Source organism: Chryseobacterium sp. GW823-FHT05E08 (assembly GCF_058795655.1).
Genome location: NZ_JBXAHY010000005.1, coordinates 73,815 through 89,298 on the forward strand (window position 1 = coordinate 73,815; position 15,484 = coordinate 89,298).

12 protein-coding genes are annotated in these 15,484 nt (G+C 34.1%); 11 read left to right on the forward strand and 1 reads right to left on the reverse strand.

Annotated elements, in window-relative coordinates; genetic code table 11:
- Positions 1 to 307: 307 nt before the first annotated feature.
- The gene (locus AC1Q7L_RS17065; RefSeq protein WP_492307207.1) at positions 308 to 1,084 is read right to left on the reverse strand and encodes a hypothetical protein; all 777 of its coding nucleotides are present in this window, start codon (positions 1,082 to 1,084) and stop codon (positions 308 to 310) included.
- Positions 1,085 to 1,707: 623 nt separating this feature from the next.
- On the opposite strand from AC1Q7L_RS17065, the gene AC1Q7L_RS17070 reads away from it, so the two are divergent.
- The 11 genes from AC1Q7L_RS17070 to AC1Q7L_RS17120 all read left to right on the forward strand — a co-directional run bounded on the left by AC1Q7L_RS17070 (position 1,708) and on the right by AC1Q7L_RS17120 (position 15,449).
- Positions 1,708 to 3,285, forward strand: coding sequence for a T9SS type A sorting domain-containing protein (locus AC1Q7L_RS17070; protein ID WP_492307206.1), 1,578 nt, complete (start codon positions 1,708 to 1,710; stop codon positions 3,283 to 3,285).
- A gap of 12 nt (positions 3,286 to 3,297) precedes the next feature.
- The gene (locus AC1Q7L_RS17075; RefSeq protein WP_492307205.1) at positions 3,298 to 6,543 is read left to right on the forward strand and encodes a hypothetical protein; all 3,246 of its coding nucleotides are present in this window, start codon (positions 3,298 to 3,300) and stop codon (positions 6,541 to 6,543) included.
- A gap of 12 nt (positions 6,544 to 6,555) precedes the next feature.
- On the forward strand, positions 6,556 to 10,362 hold the full coding sequence (locus AC1Q7L_RS17080) for a DUF6443 domain-containing protein (RefSeq protein ID WP_492307204.1): 3,807 nt from the start codon (positions 6,556 to 6,558) through the stop codon (positions 10,360 to 10,362).
- A 6-nt stretch (positions 10,363 to 10,368) separates the two neighbouring features.
- Positions 10,369 to 10,623 (forward strand): hypothetical protein, encoded by a 255-nt coding sequence (locus AC1Q7L_RS17085; protein WP_492307203.1) that lies wholly within the window; start codon positions 10,369 to 10,371, stop codon positions 10,621 to 10,623.
- Positions 10,624 to 10,970: 347 nt separating this feature from the next.
- Positions 10,971 to 11,918 carry an RHS repeat domain-containing protein gene (locus AC1Q7L_RS17090; RefSeq protein WP_492307266.1) on the forward strand — a complete coding sequence of 316 codons (948 nt, stop codon included), beginning with the start codon at positions 10,971 to 10,973 and terminating at the stop codon, positions 11,916 to 11,918.
- A gap of 4 nt (positions 11,919 to 11,922) precedes the next feature.
- Positions 11,923 to 12,393 carry a DMP19 family protein gene (locus AC1Q7L_RS17095; protein WP_492307202.1) on the forward strand — a complete coding sequence of 157 codons (471 nt, stop codon included), beginning with the start codon at positions 11,923 to 11,925 and terminating at the stop codon, positions 12,391 to 12,393.
- 3 nt (positions 12,394 to 12,396) lie between these two features.
- On the forward strand, positions 12,397 to 12,738 hold the full coding sequence (locus AC1Q7L_RS17100; RefSeq protein WP_492307201.1) for a hypothetical protein: 342 nt from the start codon (positions 12,397 to 12,399) through the stop codon (positions 12,736 to 12,738).
- A 58-nt stretch (positions 12,739 to 12,796) separates the two neighbouring features.
- Positions 12,797 to 13,813, forward strand: coding sequence for an RHS repeat-associated core domain-containing protein (locus AC1Q7L_RS17105; protein WP_492307200.1), 1,017 nt, complete (start codon positions 12,797 to 12,799; stop codon positions 13,811 to 13,813).
- Positions 13,814 to 13,823: 10 nt separating this feature from the next.
- Positions 13,824 to 14,387 carry a hypothetical protein gene (locus tag AC1Q7L_RS17110; protein ID WP_492307199.1) on the forward strand — a complete coding sequence of 188 codons (564 nt, stop codon included), beginning with the start codon at positions 13,824 to 13,826 and terminating at the stop codon, positions 14,385 to 14,387.
- Between the two features lie 258 nt (positions 14,388 to 14,645).
- Positions 14,646 to 15,185, forward strand: a complete 540-nt coding sequence (locus AC1Q7L_RS17115; protein WP_492307198.1) for a hypothetical protein — start codon at positions 14,646 to 14,648, stop codon at positions 15,183 to 15,185.
- A gap of 6 nt (positions 15,186 to 15,191) precedes the next feature.
- On the forward strand, positions 15,192 to 15,449 hold the full coding sequence (locus tag AC1Q7L_RS17120; protein ID WP_492307197.1) for a DUF7660 family protein: 258 nt from the start codon (positions 15,192 to 15,194) through the stop codon (positions 15,447 to 15,449).
- Positions 15,450 to 15,484 lie beyond the last annotated feature (35 nt).

A 15,484-nucleotide genomic window follows, 5' to 3' on the forward strand; every position in this document is an offset into this window, starting at 1 on the left:
GCAAAGTAACTCCAAAAATTATTCCTATTCCGTATTTTTATAGGTCTTTATGAATATTGTATCGGTCATTTGCAATTTTACTATTGCCAACGCCAGTATTGAATCCGCCAACGCTAACATTATACTCTCCATTGCTGATTTTGAAACCGCCATCTACATCCCTACAATTGACTACTGAAATATTGAACCCGCCATTGCTTATACTGAATTTGCCAATGGTTATATTGTAACCGCCAATGGTAACTTTAAACTTGCCATCGCTAATACTGAACCCGCCAACGCTTATATTTAAATAGACCTTGGTTCATTATTTATCTCCTTTACGAACTTTGAATTCTATCCCGCTAATTTGTTTGTATTGCGGACTGGATGCTCCGAAAACACTTTTCACATATAGTTTAACTTCTTTCGCTGTCTGCAAAAGCCCTGATAACGGGTTGTACATTAAGTGATTTCTTTCCAGCATTGCGTTGCTATATTGAGTGTAGGAATCTATAAGTTCTGTATTTTTTGTTTTAAGATCTGAGAGCTTATTCTGTAAAGCTGTAATCTTTAAGTCATTTTCATTGGGGCTGTAAGATGGATTCTGAACCAGAATTTCTATGATCCCTGAAAAATGATCTACCATTTTGTCATATGACTGCTGAGAATTAGAGATCTGTTTGGTTTCAGGTTGCTGATCATCTGCCTGAACAGTGTTTTTCTTTGAAGGTGAGCCCTGTATTTTTCTATTAACAGACTTCATGTTATTTATCCCAAGCTGGTCTGCACCGGACACAGAATAGGCATTTACTATTTTGGTGGAAAGAGATCTTAAATCTGTAAAAGCATTTCTGCGGTTATTGGTAGCATTGTCAAAGCCTGTTTTTTTGGTTTTCGTATTATCGAGTTTACTTTGTACGCTTAGTAAAAGATCCTGAAGCATTTCTACCTTAAGGTTGTCTTTTATAGGATTGTAAGCCGCTCCGAATCCTATGCAAAAAGAGATGAGACTTTGAAAATTAGCTGCATTTTTTGCATGTCCTGTTTCACTTACAGCACTTTTAACAGCTTTAGAATTTGTGTTTTGATTTTTTGATTCCATATTATGTAAATAATTATGATTAATACAAACAAATTTACAAATCATAGCACATATACCAAATAAAAACACAAAAATCTATCACATTGAAAAATTTAAACAAACATAAATTAAAAATATTAATTCGTTAATATTCAAGCTTTAATTCTATGAATAAATTTAATTAAATATATAATTTAACTTAAAAAGACTATTGCTCAGACTTTTATTCACAAGTAAATTCTTTAATAATTTTTAAAAAATATATTTATCTTCGCAGCAGATTTTAACAAAAACAAAAGCGTAAGCTATCATTCAGGCTAGAGAAAACTGCGAATCTTCTTAACAACCCTAAAATGATAGACTTACGCCCGTGCTCTATACTGGGCGTGGGCTGTAGGTCATATCTGGTTGTTGGGTTCTTCGCAGTACCTCTCTAGCGGATTGATCTCAGTTCCACGCCTTTTATTTTATGAATTAATTTCCAACCTATGAGTAAAAAAATGCATCCCTATATAATACGACATAGTTTGTCGTGTCTGAGGATTAATTTTGAAAGTAGATAATAAAAAAGTAAAGTAAGGAAATCCACATTTTCCTGATCATAACAGTTTATAAATTTGAACACAATAAAAAAGCTAATGCTTATGAAAAAAAACTATTCGGGCGCACTTCTGGTGTGTGCATTATTTAATTTTTCGGCTCAGGAAGTAGTCTGGCAGAAAGATATAAAATCCAATACACAGGATTTTCTGAGTCAGGTTACTACGACTATTGATCAGCAGTATTTAATTACAGGAAGCAGCATTCAGGGCGATAAGCTTCAGGCTGGAAGCAGTAAGCAGAATAATGGTTACGATTTCCACTTGGTTAAACTTAACCAACAGGGAGAGGAAGTTTGGGAAAAGTATTTCTCCGGTCAGAATCATGATTTCTTATCTGCAACCGTGGCTACACAGGAAGGCGGTTTTCTCCTTTCTGGAACGTCTTACAGCGGAAAAGGTTTAGACAAAAAAGAGGATTCTAAAGGCGGATCGGATATCTGGTTGATCAGATTAAATGAATTCGGAGACGAGCTTTGGCAGAAAACTATTGGATCAAACGCAGATGAAGAAGCAAGATCAGTTATTCAAACTACAGATTTAGGATTTTTCGTTGCCGGAAATGTTCAGAATTCGGCTAAAGGTTATGGTTCCAAGGATATTTTAATTATCAAATTAGATAAGAATGGAAAAGAATCATCACAATTAATTTTAGGGGGAAAAGGTTTAGATGAAGTTGAAAAGATGATTCCAACAAAAGACGGTGGCGCTTTGTTAGGAATGTATTCAAGAAGCGGAAAGATAGCTGGAAGTGGGAAGATGGATGCTGGAAGTAAACAAACTGAAAACTTCGGAGAAGGAGATTATTGGATCATCAAACTTAATAAAGACGGAAAAGTTGAATGGGAAAAGAATTTTGGTGGAAAGGGTGATGACCATTTGAGAACATTGGCTTTGACTTCGACAGGATTTTTGGTCGGTGGTGAAAGCCGTTCTGAACGCTCAGGAAATAAGACAGTTGGAATTGAAGAAGGAACTGATGTCTGGTTAATTTCTTTGAATGAAAAAGGAGATGAAGTTTGGCAAAAGTCTTACAACTTCAAAAACAGAGACGTTTTGATGGGGATGAGTGTGATTAGCAGGGAGTCGGAAGATGGAAGCGGGAAGTCTACAAAAGGAGTGCTGATCGGCGGATATACTCAAGCTGAGGGAAGAATTGAAAGTGATGATGAGAAATTTTGGATGCTTTATTTAGATGAAAACGGCAATGAACAGTGGAGAAAGCACGTAAAAGGAGAATCCAGCAAGAAAGAGGAACGATTGTCAGATATCAAACTTAACAGAGACGGATCGATTGTGTTGGCGGGTACAAGTGCAGAGGAACTTGGAAAAGAAAACTGGAAAATCGTTAAGCTTGGAGATAAGCAAATTGATCAGTTGATTGTAAAACAAGATATTAAGATTTACCCGAACCCTGTGTCAGATTACACTTATGTAGAAATAGGTTTTGATTTCCAGGATGCTGATATTCTTATCTATGACATGTCTGGTAGACAATTACAAAGTTTGAAAACTAAGAATAAGGTGACGAAGATCAATACTCAGAATTTAATTCAGGGAGCCTATCTGGTGACTGTAAAAACTGCCAATAAAACAGCTAACGCTAAACTCATAAAAAAGTAAACACAAATACTCATGAAAAAAACAATTGCAGCAATTTTTATAATTGCTACACAAATGTATTCTGCACAACAGGCAACTGATATGCAGAATAATAAATATAATCTGACCATTAAATCTCCTGATGCAAGTCAATTATCAAAGCATATTGATATCCCGACTACAACCCATACAGGAACAGTAGGAATTGATATTCCTATTTATAATATTAAGGTTGATAATTACAGCCTGCCGATTTCGTTAAAGTACCATGCTTCAGGTGTGAAAGTGAAAGAAATTGCTTCAAAAGTAGGTCTTGGCTGGTCTTTATCAGTAGGTGGGATTTCACTTTCTAAACAGATTATTAACGTTGAAGATAAAGGATTTGTTCCTGTGATTAATCAGGCAGACGGAGCTTTTCACCCTAACGATAGAACTTCTTCCGACTATGCTCTTGCAAATACAATTACAGGATTTAATATTGTTGATCCTTCGAATCCTATTGTTGGGCAGAAAAGAGATTCACAGCCTGACATTTTTTCATATTCTATACCAGGAGATTCAGGAGATTTTCATTTTGACAGCACTGGAAAGCTGGTTAAAATTGGAGAAACAAGTGTCAAAATTGAGACCTACCCATTTATTTTAACGGATGATTCGGGCAATAAATATTATTTTTCTGCGGCTAATGAAATGAGGACATTTGGAGGAGCAATACCTACCGTGGAAAATACTGTAGTTACGGATTTTAAGATAGATAAAATAGTTCTTCAAAATGAGAAGGAAATAAGATTCGAGTACCTGCCAACTGCTTATAAATATCTGAGCAGTTATTATAAAGGCTTCAGGTTTCCTTTACAATGTCAAATATCCACAGACGGAGAAACTGCCCAGAATGAATATAGTGAATTCGCCTCTTTAACAGATGTAATGCGGGAAAGCTATTTAAGCAAAATTATTTATCCCGAAGGTTATACCCTCTTTACATATAGTAATAACAGGCAGGATGTACTTGGTGGACTTTCTTTAGATAATATTTCTGTGTTTGACAATAATGATAAAGTAATAGCCAATCAACAACTTAATAAGAGCTACTTTACAACACCTGACACCAAAAATATTGGAGGATATACGAATCATACTGATGCACTTACAAAAAGGTTAAAACTGAATGAGGTAAAAAATGTATTAGATAATTCTTCTTATAAATTGACCTATTATGAGGATAATCCTCTTCCGAACAGGCTTTCAGATGCAACGGACTATGTTGGATTCTATAATGGAGAGAATAACAATTTAGGAATTCCTTATGTAGCTCTTGATGATAATATTTATGGATGGGGGGATATTAAGAATCCTAATGTCAGTTTTGCTGTTTCTGGCAGTTTAAAAGAACTTATTTATCCTACAGGAGGTAAAATGAAGATGGAATACGAATTGGATGATTTCGATTCAGGCACGGGCTATGCTGAAACTGTTATTAATCAACGAGAAGAACTTGTCATTTCAGGAGATCCTGAAAAAGTCTTTACTGTAAATTCTATTGCCAGCACAATATCCTTCAAGATCAATTTCAATAGTACTGCAAACCCAGACAATGATGGTTCAGGTACTTTACCTGAAGCCAACACCCCTTATTTCATTGCTGAAATATTAGATAATACAAATCTTATTTTAAAAACATTCATTCTTAATGGAGATTATGAATTTTTCTTAGATAAAAAGCCTTCGTATAAATTAAGGATTAGAAAGTATAAAAATCCATCTATAGAAAAATATGCCAATTTTACGGTTAAGTGGTTTGAAAAAACAAATGTACCAGCTGTAAGACACAATAAATCTGTTGGAGGAATTAGAGTAAGTAAAATTATTAAACAAGATAATGCTGATATAATTGAGGAAAGGTTTACCTACAAGGATAAAGATGGTATTTCTACAGGTGTATTTATGGGAGATCCTATCAATTACTATTATTTTGCTTCCTCTCCCCATGGATATTGGGGTGAAACATGTAGAAGGCTTGTTATTAGTAATTCAGGAAACTTTAATCTGTCAACAATAAATGGAAAACCAACTGTTTATAATAAAGTCACAACAGAAAGAGTAGATGTAAATAATCCAAGTAAAAAATGGAAAACGGTTGATACGTATTACAACGCACCTTCTACCAATTATTATAACAATGAGAGTCCTTTCCAGACTTTCGTAAATAATCAGTTTGCAAGGGGGCTTTTGCTTACAAAAGAGGTTTTTGATTCCAATAATAATATAGTGAAAAGCACAGAAAATAAATATACCACTGATAATTATTTTAATCAAAAGTCCAGTGATTACTTAAGTCAGTTTCCAGATGTAACAATACGACCTTATCAGCTAACCATTACAAAGATAACTAAAGAACGTATTTTCACAACGGGAACTCAGTTCTTCTATATTCCAACATTTGAATTTACCCGATATGATATTGCATCAGCTTGGATGAAACTGGATAAACAAATAAATACAACGTATTTTAATAATCAAAATATAGTTGAAACAACCAATTATTTTTATAATACAGAGCATAAACATCTTAATCCTATGTCTGTTGAGGTAGAATCTTCCGATGGAACGATAAATAAAACCTCATACACCTACGCATACGAAAAAGGCAATCAGCTGATGATTGATAGAAACATGATCGGAATTCCATTAGAAACCATAGTCTTACAAAAACAAGATTCTAATGATACAGGAAAGGTAATGTCAAAAACAGGAACCACTTATCCAACTTCATTACCGACTGCTCAAGCAGGAAATCTTGTTTTACCATTATCTGTGCAAAAGTTTAATAAAGATAATTCCTCTGTTGCGGAAAGTAAGATTGAATATAACCAATATGATAATAAGGGAAATATCCTACAGTATACCACAAAAGGAAATATTCCTACCGCTATTATCTGGGGATATAACAATACTGCACCTATTGCAAAAATAGAAGGGGCTACTTATGCTGAAGCTCTAAATCTGGCCTCAGATATTATTACAAAATCCAACGAGGATGTGGATGTCAGCAAAGAGAAACTGTTAATGAATGCTTTGGATGCATTCAGAAATCAGTCGGCATTTAAAAACTTAAATATCACGACGTATACGTATGATCCACTTGTAGGAGTAACCAGTATAACACCGTCAACGGGACTTAGAGAATTTTATAAGTACGATTCTGTCGGCAGACTGCAATCTGTAGTGGATGCCAATGGTAATATCCTGAAAGAAAATAATTACAATTACAAACACTAAAAAACACATTTTATGAAAAAATATTGGCTATCAACCATAGTTTTTCTGTCCGCCGTTTTGTCCTTAACAGCACAAGACTTAACACAGGCAGAGAACTATGTCTACAGCAGGACCTATTTAGAGCCTGTCACTATTTCCAGCAGTACCGCGAAACAAGTGCAGGGAGTGAGTTATTTTGACGGTTTAGGAAGAGCTAAACAAAGTGTTGCGATCAAAGCAACCCCATCAGGAAAGGATATCGTAAAACCTGTGGAATATGATGGTTTTGGGAGACAGGTGATAGATATGCTTCCGCTTCCTCAACAGACCACGAACAACGGCGGAATATTTACCTCTCCCGATATGGCGGGTGCTGTATCAGTTTATGGTACAGCCTCCAATTATTATGGAGAAAAAAAGCTGGAAAACTCACCATTAAACAGACTGCAGGAACAGGCAGCTCCCGGCGATCCATGGAAAATGGGAAGCGGGAAAACCGTAAAATACACCTATGAGTCCAACAGCGATTCTGAGGTGAAGAAATTTATGGTGAGTACTTTCTGGTCTACTGTTTCCAATATAGTGGTTAGCGCTGTAAGTCTTAGTGTTTCCACTGAAAATACAGCGTATGCTTCAGGAGGCTATTATAAAGCCGGAACATTATATAAAAATAAGGTTACCGATGAAGACGGAAATACTAACATTAAATATATCAATAGTAAGGGTCAGGTTCTTATGGTAAGAAAAAATGACGGATCTCAAAACGTGGATACCTATTATGCTTACAATGAATACGGACAACAGGCTTATGTGATTCCTCCTTTGGCTGTTAAGGCGATAGAAACGGCAAATAATACGATCTCAACAGCTACACTGGATAATTTATGCTATCAATACCGTTATGACAATCAGGACAGATTGGTGGAAAAGAAATTTCCGGGAAAAGACTGGGAGTTTATGGTATATGATCAACAGGACAGAATTGTTCTGTTACAGGATGCGAACCTGAGAACAACGACCAACAATTTTGCAGCAAAGGGCTGGATTTTTACCAAATATGACCAATTGGGAAGAGTGGTTTATACAGGATTCTTTGCCAATACAGCGACAAGGCAGGTGATGCAGAATGCCTTAAACAGTATGTCTGTTAATGCTAAAAACAATGAAAAGTTCAGTACTACTCCCATTACCCAGAACGGGATGAATGTATATTACACAAAGGAAGCATTTCCCACAGGAAGTATGACAATCCTGAGTGTAAATTACTATGACGAATATCCTTCGGATACTCCTGTAAGACCTGATGTCATTTTAGGACAGAATACCCTTTCTTCCGTTCCAACCTCCATGACGGTTAACGGAGTTACAACCAGCAGAAGTATTAAAGGACTTCCTACTGCAACCTATGTAAGAAATATTGAAGATACCAATTGGACAAAAGATTACTTCTGGTATGATATGGAGGGAAGAACAATTGGTTCTCATTCTATAAATCATTTGGGTGGGCTTACGAAAACGGAAGCTGAGCTTGATTTTACCGGACTTCCCAAACAAACTGTCAGTTACCATAAAAGGAAAGATAATGAAGCCGGAATTACGGTAAAAGAACGCTTCGTGTATGATGATCAGAAAAGATTAATTCAACATTATCATCAGGTTGACAGCAAACCGGAAGAACTTTTAACAGAGAATACGTACAACGAACTTTCCCAGTTAAAGAATAAAAAAGTCGGAAATAATCTTCAAAGTATTGATTACGCCTACAACATCCGAGGTTGGATAACAGATATTAATAAGGATCAGATGTCCTTACCTGATTTGGGAGGAAAGTTATTTTCTTATAAAATTAAATATGCCCAAAAGGATGGTATTGAAAATCCTGATTCTGTTCAATTTTCAGGAAAGAATGTAAAAGCCAGATACAACGGGAATATTACTGAAGTAGATTGGAGAGCTGTTGAAAATATTGGAAATAATCCTTCTTTAACACCGAAAAGATATGGTTATGCCTATGATAGTTTAGATAGATTAACAGCCGGATATTATCAAAATCCGAATAATCCGAATAGTAAGGAAAATACGGAATCGTTGGCATATGACCTGAACGGAAATATTACAAATTTATACAGAACATCTGTATTGGAATCTGGAACCAATACCGCTATGGTTATTGATAATTTAGGATATACCTATGCTGCAGGAGGGAATTTGGTAACAAGTATCAATGACATCTCTCAAAACCCGATAGGATACGAAGGTGGAGGAAGCACGATACCTTATGATCTGAACGGAAGCATGACAGCAATACCTGATAAAGGAATTTCTACTATCAAATACAATTATCTGAATCTTCCTAATAATATGATGATCAGTAAAAATGGTAATGAAAACATTATCATTAATACCAAGTACAGAGCTGATGGAACAAAGCTGAGAAAAGAAAACACAACTGATCTAACAGGTTTTAACGGAACTATAACCACGATCAATACCATAGATTATCTTGATGGCTTTCAGTATTTACATTCAGTTAGTCTGACTCCGCCAAGCGGTGGCGGCTTTGAAATGCTTGCTGCTTCAGCATTATCCAGAAGAGCCATGGAGCCACAGGCATTCAGTATAGACGGTCCTGTTGTGACTGATCCTACTATTGATCCTCCTTTTGGAGGTGGTGTTATTGTGGATGTTAAAACACCGGATTTACAGTTTTTCCCAACTGAGGAAGGATTTTATGATTATCAGAAAAATCAATATATTTACAGTTACACAGACCATTTAGGAAATGTAAGGTTAAGTTTCGGAAGAAACAGCACAGGCGTTCTTGAAATTGTAGACAATAATGATTACTATCCTTTTGGGATGAATCATTTGAAAACGGGGAATGCCTATTTTGGACAGGGAAGTTATAAATCATATAAATTCTTAGGTCAGGAATTACAGGAATCTGGGATTTATGATATGAATGCCCGTTTTTATATGCCGGATGTAGGAAGATTTGGAACACATGATCCGTTAAGTGCATCAACATTAGATCCTTATGGATATGCTTATAATAATCCTATCCTATTTGCAGATCCTACAGGATTGGAAGGAGAACCTGTAATACCTCCCAACTCATTAGGAGGAGATAACAATCCTGCTCCAATAGAGGAAGTTATTGTAAATAAATCAGGGAAAGTAAATCTAAGTCCTGCTCCAATGATGATGCCTTCCAATTGTAATGCATGTTTTTATGGCGGCGGAGGTATGGCAATTAATTTGCCGAAGCCACAAATACAACCACTACCTTTGAACTGGAATTGTGGCCACTGCAATGATCATGGAGTTGTCATGATGGACAGCATGTGGGATGTTGTAGGAATTGCAATTGCTAATAATATAAGTCCAGAAAATCAGAAAGCAACAATGGTTTTGGGTATATTAGCGATTATCTTGTCAAAAGGACAAGCTACTGATGAGATATTGAAAGCAGAATTAGCAGTTGAAAAAGCCGAAGTAGGAGCTGTAAAGATGTCTTTAAAAGAAGATGTAAATGTAATAAGAGGAGGAACTTGTTTGGCTTGTCAATTTGAAAATGGTTCAGGTGTAATAGTAGATTCAAAGGGGCTACTTAATGGTGTTTCAGTAAATAGCGTAGAAGGTTTAAGTATAAAAGATTTATCTGCTGGAATTCCAAATGGAAAAATTGGAACAACAACAGTTAGCCAAATTGAGGCACTTGGAGGGAAAGTTATTGCTTCTCCAACTAAAAATAATCCTTTTCATTCCACATTATCAGGTATAACGGCACAACAGGCAGAAAAATTATTTAACCCTACAATAAAAAATCCTTTAAAATAAATAATTATGACAGAATCGGAATTAGAAAATATTCTTGAAATGTGTAATAAATCAACAGTTGGCCCTTGGACTTCCTACATTGAAGGAAGAGATTTTGATTCAGGTTCAAGCTTTATAATGACAGGAGAGAATGAAACTAGAGATTATGATATTGAATTTGTAAAAATAAAACCAGAGGATCAAGATTTTATTGCTATGGCAAGAAATATAATCCCAAAGTTAATTGATGAAATTGTTGCATTAAAATCAAAAATGAGTTAAATATTTGAAATCTTTGATTTTGTAAATAATTTTCCAAAGATTAATTAGAATAATTTCAAATACAAATTAATTGAAGTTCAAATAAAATTCAAAAACCAGAGTAGAAATTCCCTACTCTGGTTTATTTTTGTCGAAAAAAACATATTTAAATGATTGAAGATCATATCAAGTGAATCAGAGTTAGTGATGAAAAAGTTTTAGAAATAATAATTATATTTACAACTACACAGACGATTTAGGAAATCTAAGATTAAGTTTTGGAAGAAACAGCACAGACGTTCTTGAAATTGTAGACAACAATGATTACTATCCTTTTGGGATGAATCATCTGAAAACGGGAACGTCGTATTTTTGGACAGGGAAGTTATAAATCATATAAATTCTTAGGTCAGGAATTACAGGAATCTGGGATTTATGATATGAATGCCCGTTTCTATATGTCGGATGTAGGAAAATTTGGAACACATGATCCTTTGAGTGGTTCTACTCTTGATCCATATGGTTATGGATATAGTAATCCTATCTTCTTTGCTGATCCAACAGGATTAAAAGGAGAGCCCACAAATGGTCCAGAAGTGCCAGCGAATTCATTGGGAGGAATTAATAATCCACATCCAATAGAGGAGGTTGTCATAAATAAGTCAGGAACAGTTAATCTAAGTCCTGCTCCAATGATGATGCCATCTAATTGTCTGCCGTGTTATAGTATGCAGGGAATGACAATTGGCAATCTACCCGCTCCACGGCAAGAAGTTTTTCTTCCTGCAACCTACTATGACAGAGGTATAGCATTTATGGGACCGACAGATTTAGCTGGTATGATGGCTGAAAATGAATTAGCTGACCATGTTGGAGAAAGAGATGCCCAGTTTTTAATGACATTAGCGACTGTTGCGTTTTTTGCTAAGGGCGTTGCCACTAGTGGACCTCCTGCTGCTCCTAAACCAAATATATGGAGAGTTGGTGCATATAACAAAATGAAGGGGTTAGAGAAAGGGTTAGATGCACATCATGTGGGGCAAAGCGCAATTATGAAGAGATTAGTAGCTAATTATGAACACAAAAATGCACCTTCAATCCTAGTACCAGCTGCTGGTCACAGATTAAATATCCCTAACATAGGAAGAATGGCTATAACAAAAGGTAATGGAGGTTTTACAACTGCAAGACAAGTTCTGGCGAGAGATATTTTTGAATTAAGACGTGTTTATGGTAATCAGGGAATTCCTAATAGTGCATTAAAAGAATTAATTCAAATGAATAAAACAATGTATCCTGACGCTTTTACAAAATAATATTATGAACAATCAAGAATTAGTAGAAAAATTTTATCTAGAGTCAACTAAAGGTATTAAAGACGAGTGGTTTGTGAGTGAAATTCCACACTGGTATAGTTACATTATTAACCTTCCCCAATATTTACAAGTTACATATTTAACTGTATTATTGGAAAGCCAAGTATTTAATGGAGGATTTCATCAGTACTTTGCAAATGGATATGGACAGTTTGCAAAAGAAACTATAGATGCATTAATAGAAATAGGTGCATTTAAAAAATCAAACTTGTTGGAAAAAGCTTTTAATCTTGTCAAAGATGAAAACATTAGTGACGAAGAGTTTCGTAAAGAATTAGTAAATAAAACTCTTAAAAGGCTTTTTGATGAAGATGATTTATATGATCCTTTAGGCGACCTAGATGATATATACTATGATATCGAAGATGAATATATCGAAGACTTACTAGGGAATTATTTAAGAAAAATAATTTAATAGATGAAGCCCAAACAACTAATAGAAATCTTTAATAGAGATGTTATTGAAGGGAATCTAAGTTTATATCAAAATTTATTAGAAACAGCGACAAAGGCTACGGATCCAGTGTGGAAAGGTATAATTCCTATGTATATAGATTTTTCAAGAGAAGAAAAAGAAACATTCTTAAAATTCTTGAAAATTGTAGAAATTAATACACTGTCACATGCATTGGGAATATTAGATGGATCAACTTATGCAAATGGTATAGATGATGAATTTTTATTAACAACAGAAAATAGTAATGAAAAATTAAATGAGGATTTACAAAGCCTATTTTTAGAATTGGTTGAAGATAAATAATTTCAAATCTTTGTAATATTAAGAGTATTGATGATTTCAATACTCTTATTTTCGTAAAATGAGTTTTGCAAGAAACAGCACAGGTGATCTTGAAATTGCAGATGCCAATGATTACTACCCTTTTGGGATGAATCATTTAAAGACTGGAAATGCTTTCTTTGGTGTAGGTTCGTATAAATCATATAAATTCTTAGGTCAGGAATTACAGGAATCCGGGATTTATGATATGAATGCCCGTTTCTATATGCCGGATATAGGAAGATTTGGAACGCATGATCCGTTAAGTACATTAACATTAGATCCTTATGGATATGCTTACAATAATCCTATCATGTTCGTAGATCCTACAGGATTGGAAGGAGAACCTGTTAGTAATAAAGGTACTCCGCAACCATCATCAAATCAAATAAGGGATGATTATAAATTATTTCCTAATGGAGCGGTTGAGCTAATAAAAAAAACTAATGATAATTTTGACAGATTATTTGTTAGTGATGAAAAAGGGAATATAACTGATAAGAATCCTTTTATAATAAATAAAAAGAAATCTACAGATGCAACCATGATAACAGATTTGTCCAACGTTAAAGAGCAAACAGAGTATGGACCTTTGAGGTATACTATATCAAATAATATAGTACAAGCTTTAGATTTATATCAATTTATAGCTCTAAATTCTACTTCGGAATGGTCTTTTGAGAATCACAGAAATAAAGCAATTTTTGGCACTTATCAAAATGATGCTAGAAGTCCTAATTTTTCAACAGGTCAATATCCTGTAAAAGGCTTTAGTGAGACCTCCCTAATCTATGATATACATTCTCATGGCTCTTTATTAGGGACTAATGGTCCTTCATCTTCGTATTCTAATCTATATGGTTCTGATATTTCTCATGAAAGAACATCAAACTCAGTTCGATATATCTTCAGAACTAATGGTAATAAGCCTGGTGAAAAAGGAACAATGTGGAGATATGGACGATCAATTGATGGAACTCCTATTAAAGAAAAAGAAAAAGTTCCTGGAAATTTTTTAAAAAGTTACATTTCTCAAAATCCAGATTTTAATAAATAATTTATTCAATATGAAAAACTTAGTAATTGTATTTTTTATAATATTTTCTTTCTATTCAAACGCTCAAGAAAGTGATAAAAGATTAACCCCATTTTTAAAAGATACTAGTATTATTCCTAAAGTAGCAAATGTTTTAGATTTTATTGATAGTTCAACAACATTAAAGTTAAGTGATAATTCAACCTATTTCATTTCTTTAGGATTAGAAGATTTAAAATATGTAAAAAATTCTACTCGAGAAAGCGTAATATCTGAAGGAATCATTGGTTTTAGGATTTCTAATAAAATGCCTTATTACAAAGATGGGCTGAAATCTATCAAATGCTATAAAATCAATGAATATAGATATCTAATTATTTTTTTTGGTAATAATATAAGTAATCTAGAAAAATATATTCTTAATAGTGAAGCTATTCAATCGGATTGCAGTAAGTTAGCGTCAATCAATAAGAACATTCAAGACCTTCCTCAAAGTACTTTTTCATATTCTGTACATAATAGCATTCCTTTGCTATTTGAAGCTGGAAGCTTTGATGCTCTGGAATTTCTTAGAATAGAATTTTTAAGAGAGTAATGATACAATGGCTATGTTCCAAAATTAATGATAAGAACAATTTCAAATATTAATTCTTTGAAATTCAAAAAAAATTAAAAATAATAAATTCAAAAACCAGAGTAGAAATTATCTACTCTGGTTTATTTTTGTCGAAAAAACATATTTAAATGGTTGAGAATCATACCAAGGATGAAAAAGTTTTAGAAATAATAATTACATTTACCAGTACAAAGTATGGCTATCAATTTGCCGAAGCCACAAATACAACCACTACCTTTGAACTGGAATTGTGGCCACCGCAATGATCATGGAGTTGTCATGATGGACAGCATGTGGGATATTGTAGGAATTGCAATTGCTAATAATATAAGTCCAGAGAATCAAAAAGCCACAATGGTTTTGGGTATATTAGCAATTATCTTGTCAAAAGGACAGGCTACTGATGAAATATTGAAAGCAGAATTAGCTATTGAAAAAGCAGAAGTTATGGCTGTCAAAGATGTACATTTTATGCAAAGCAGTATTAAAAATACTACCGGAGAATTTACAGTACTAGGTAATGCTGAAGCATTAAAATCAGGAGCATTAAATCCTGAAATTTTAAGAATAAATGTTTGGAAGGATGCTGCTGGAAAAGTTTGGACATTAGACCATAGAAGATTGGGAGCCTTTAAATTATCTGGGTTAAATGAAGTCCCAATCAATTGGGCAACTTCAAAAGAGGTTCGTAGTCAAATGTGGAAAATGACAACTCAAAATGGAGGAACTTCTATAAAATTAAAATTGGGAGGAGGAGAAAATATGATAGTAAAATAAATAATTATGACAAATTTGGAAGAAGCAGTACAAGGAATAAAAGTAAAAGATGATTTTATAAGATTTGTGGGATTGCTAATAAAGGACTTTAAGGAAAATCCGGAAACTTGGGAGAATAAAAGTATAGAAGCATATTTAGAAGCCGTACAAAGTTGGACTGAAGATATGGAAGGATATTATATTAATAATAATCTTCCAATACCTGAAAATACAAATTGGAAAGTCTTTTCTGAAATTTTAATTGCAGCAAAAATGTATGAATAATAAGAGTTATCGATAATGTTCTGGTAATGTTCCAA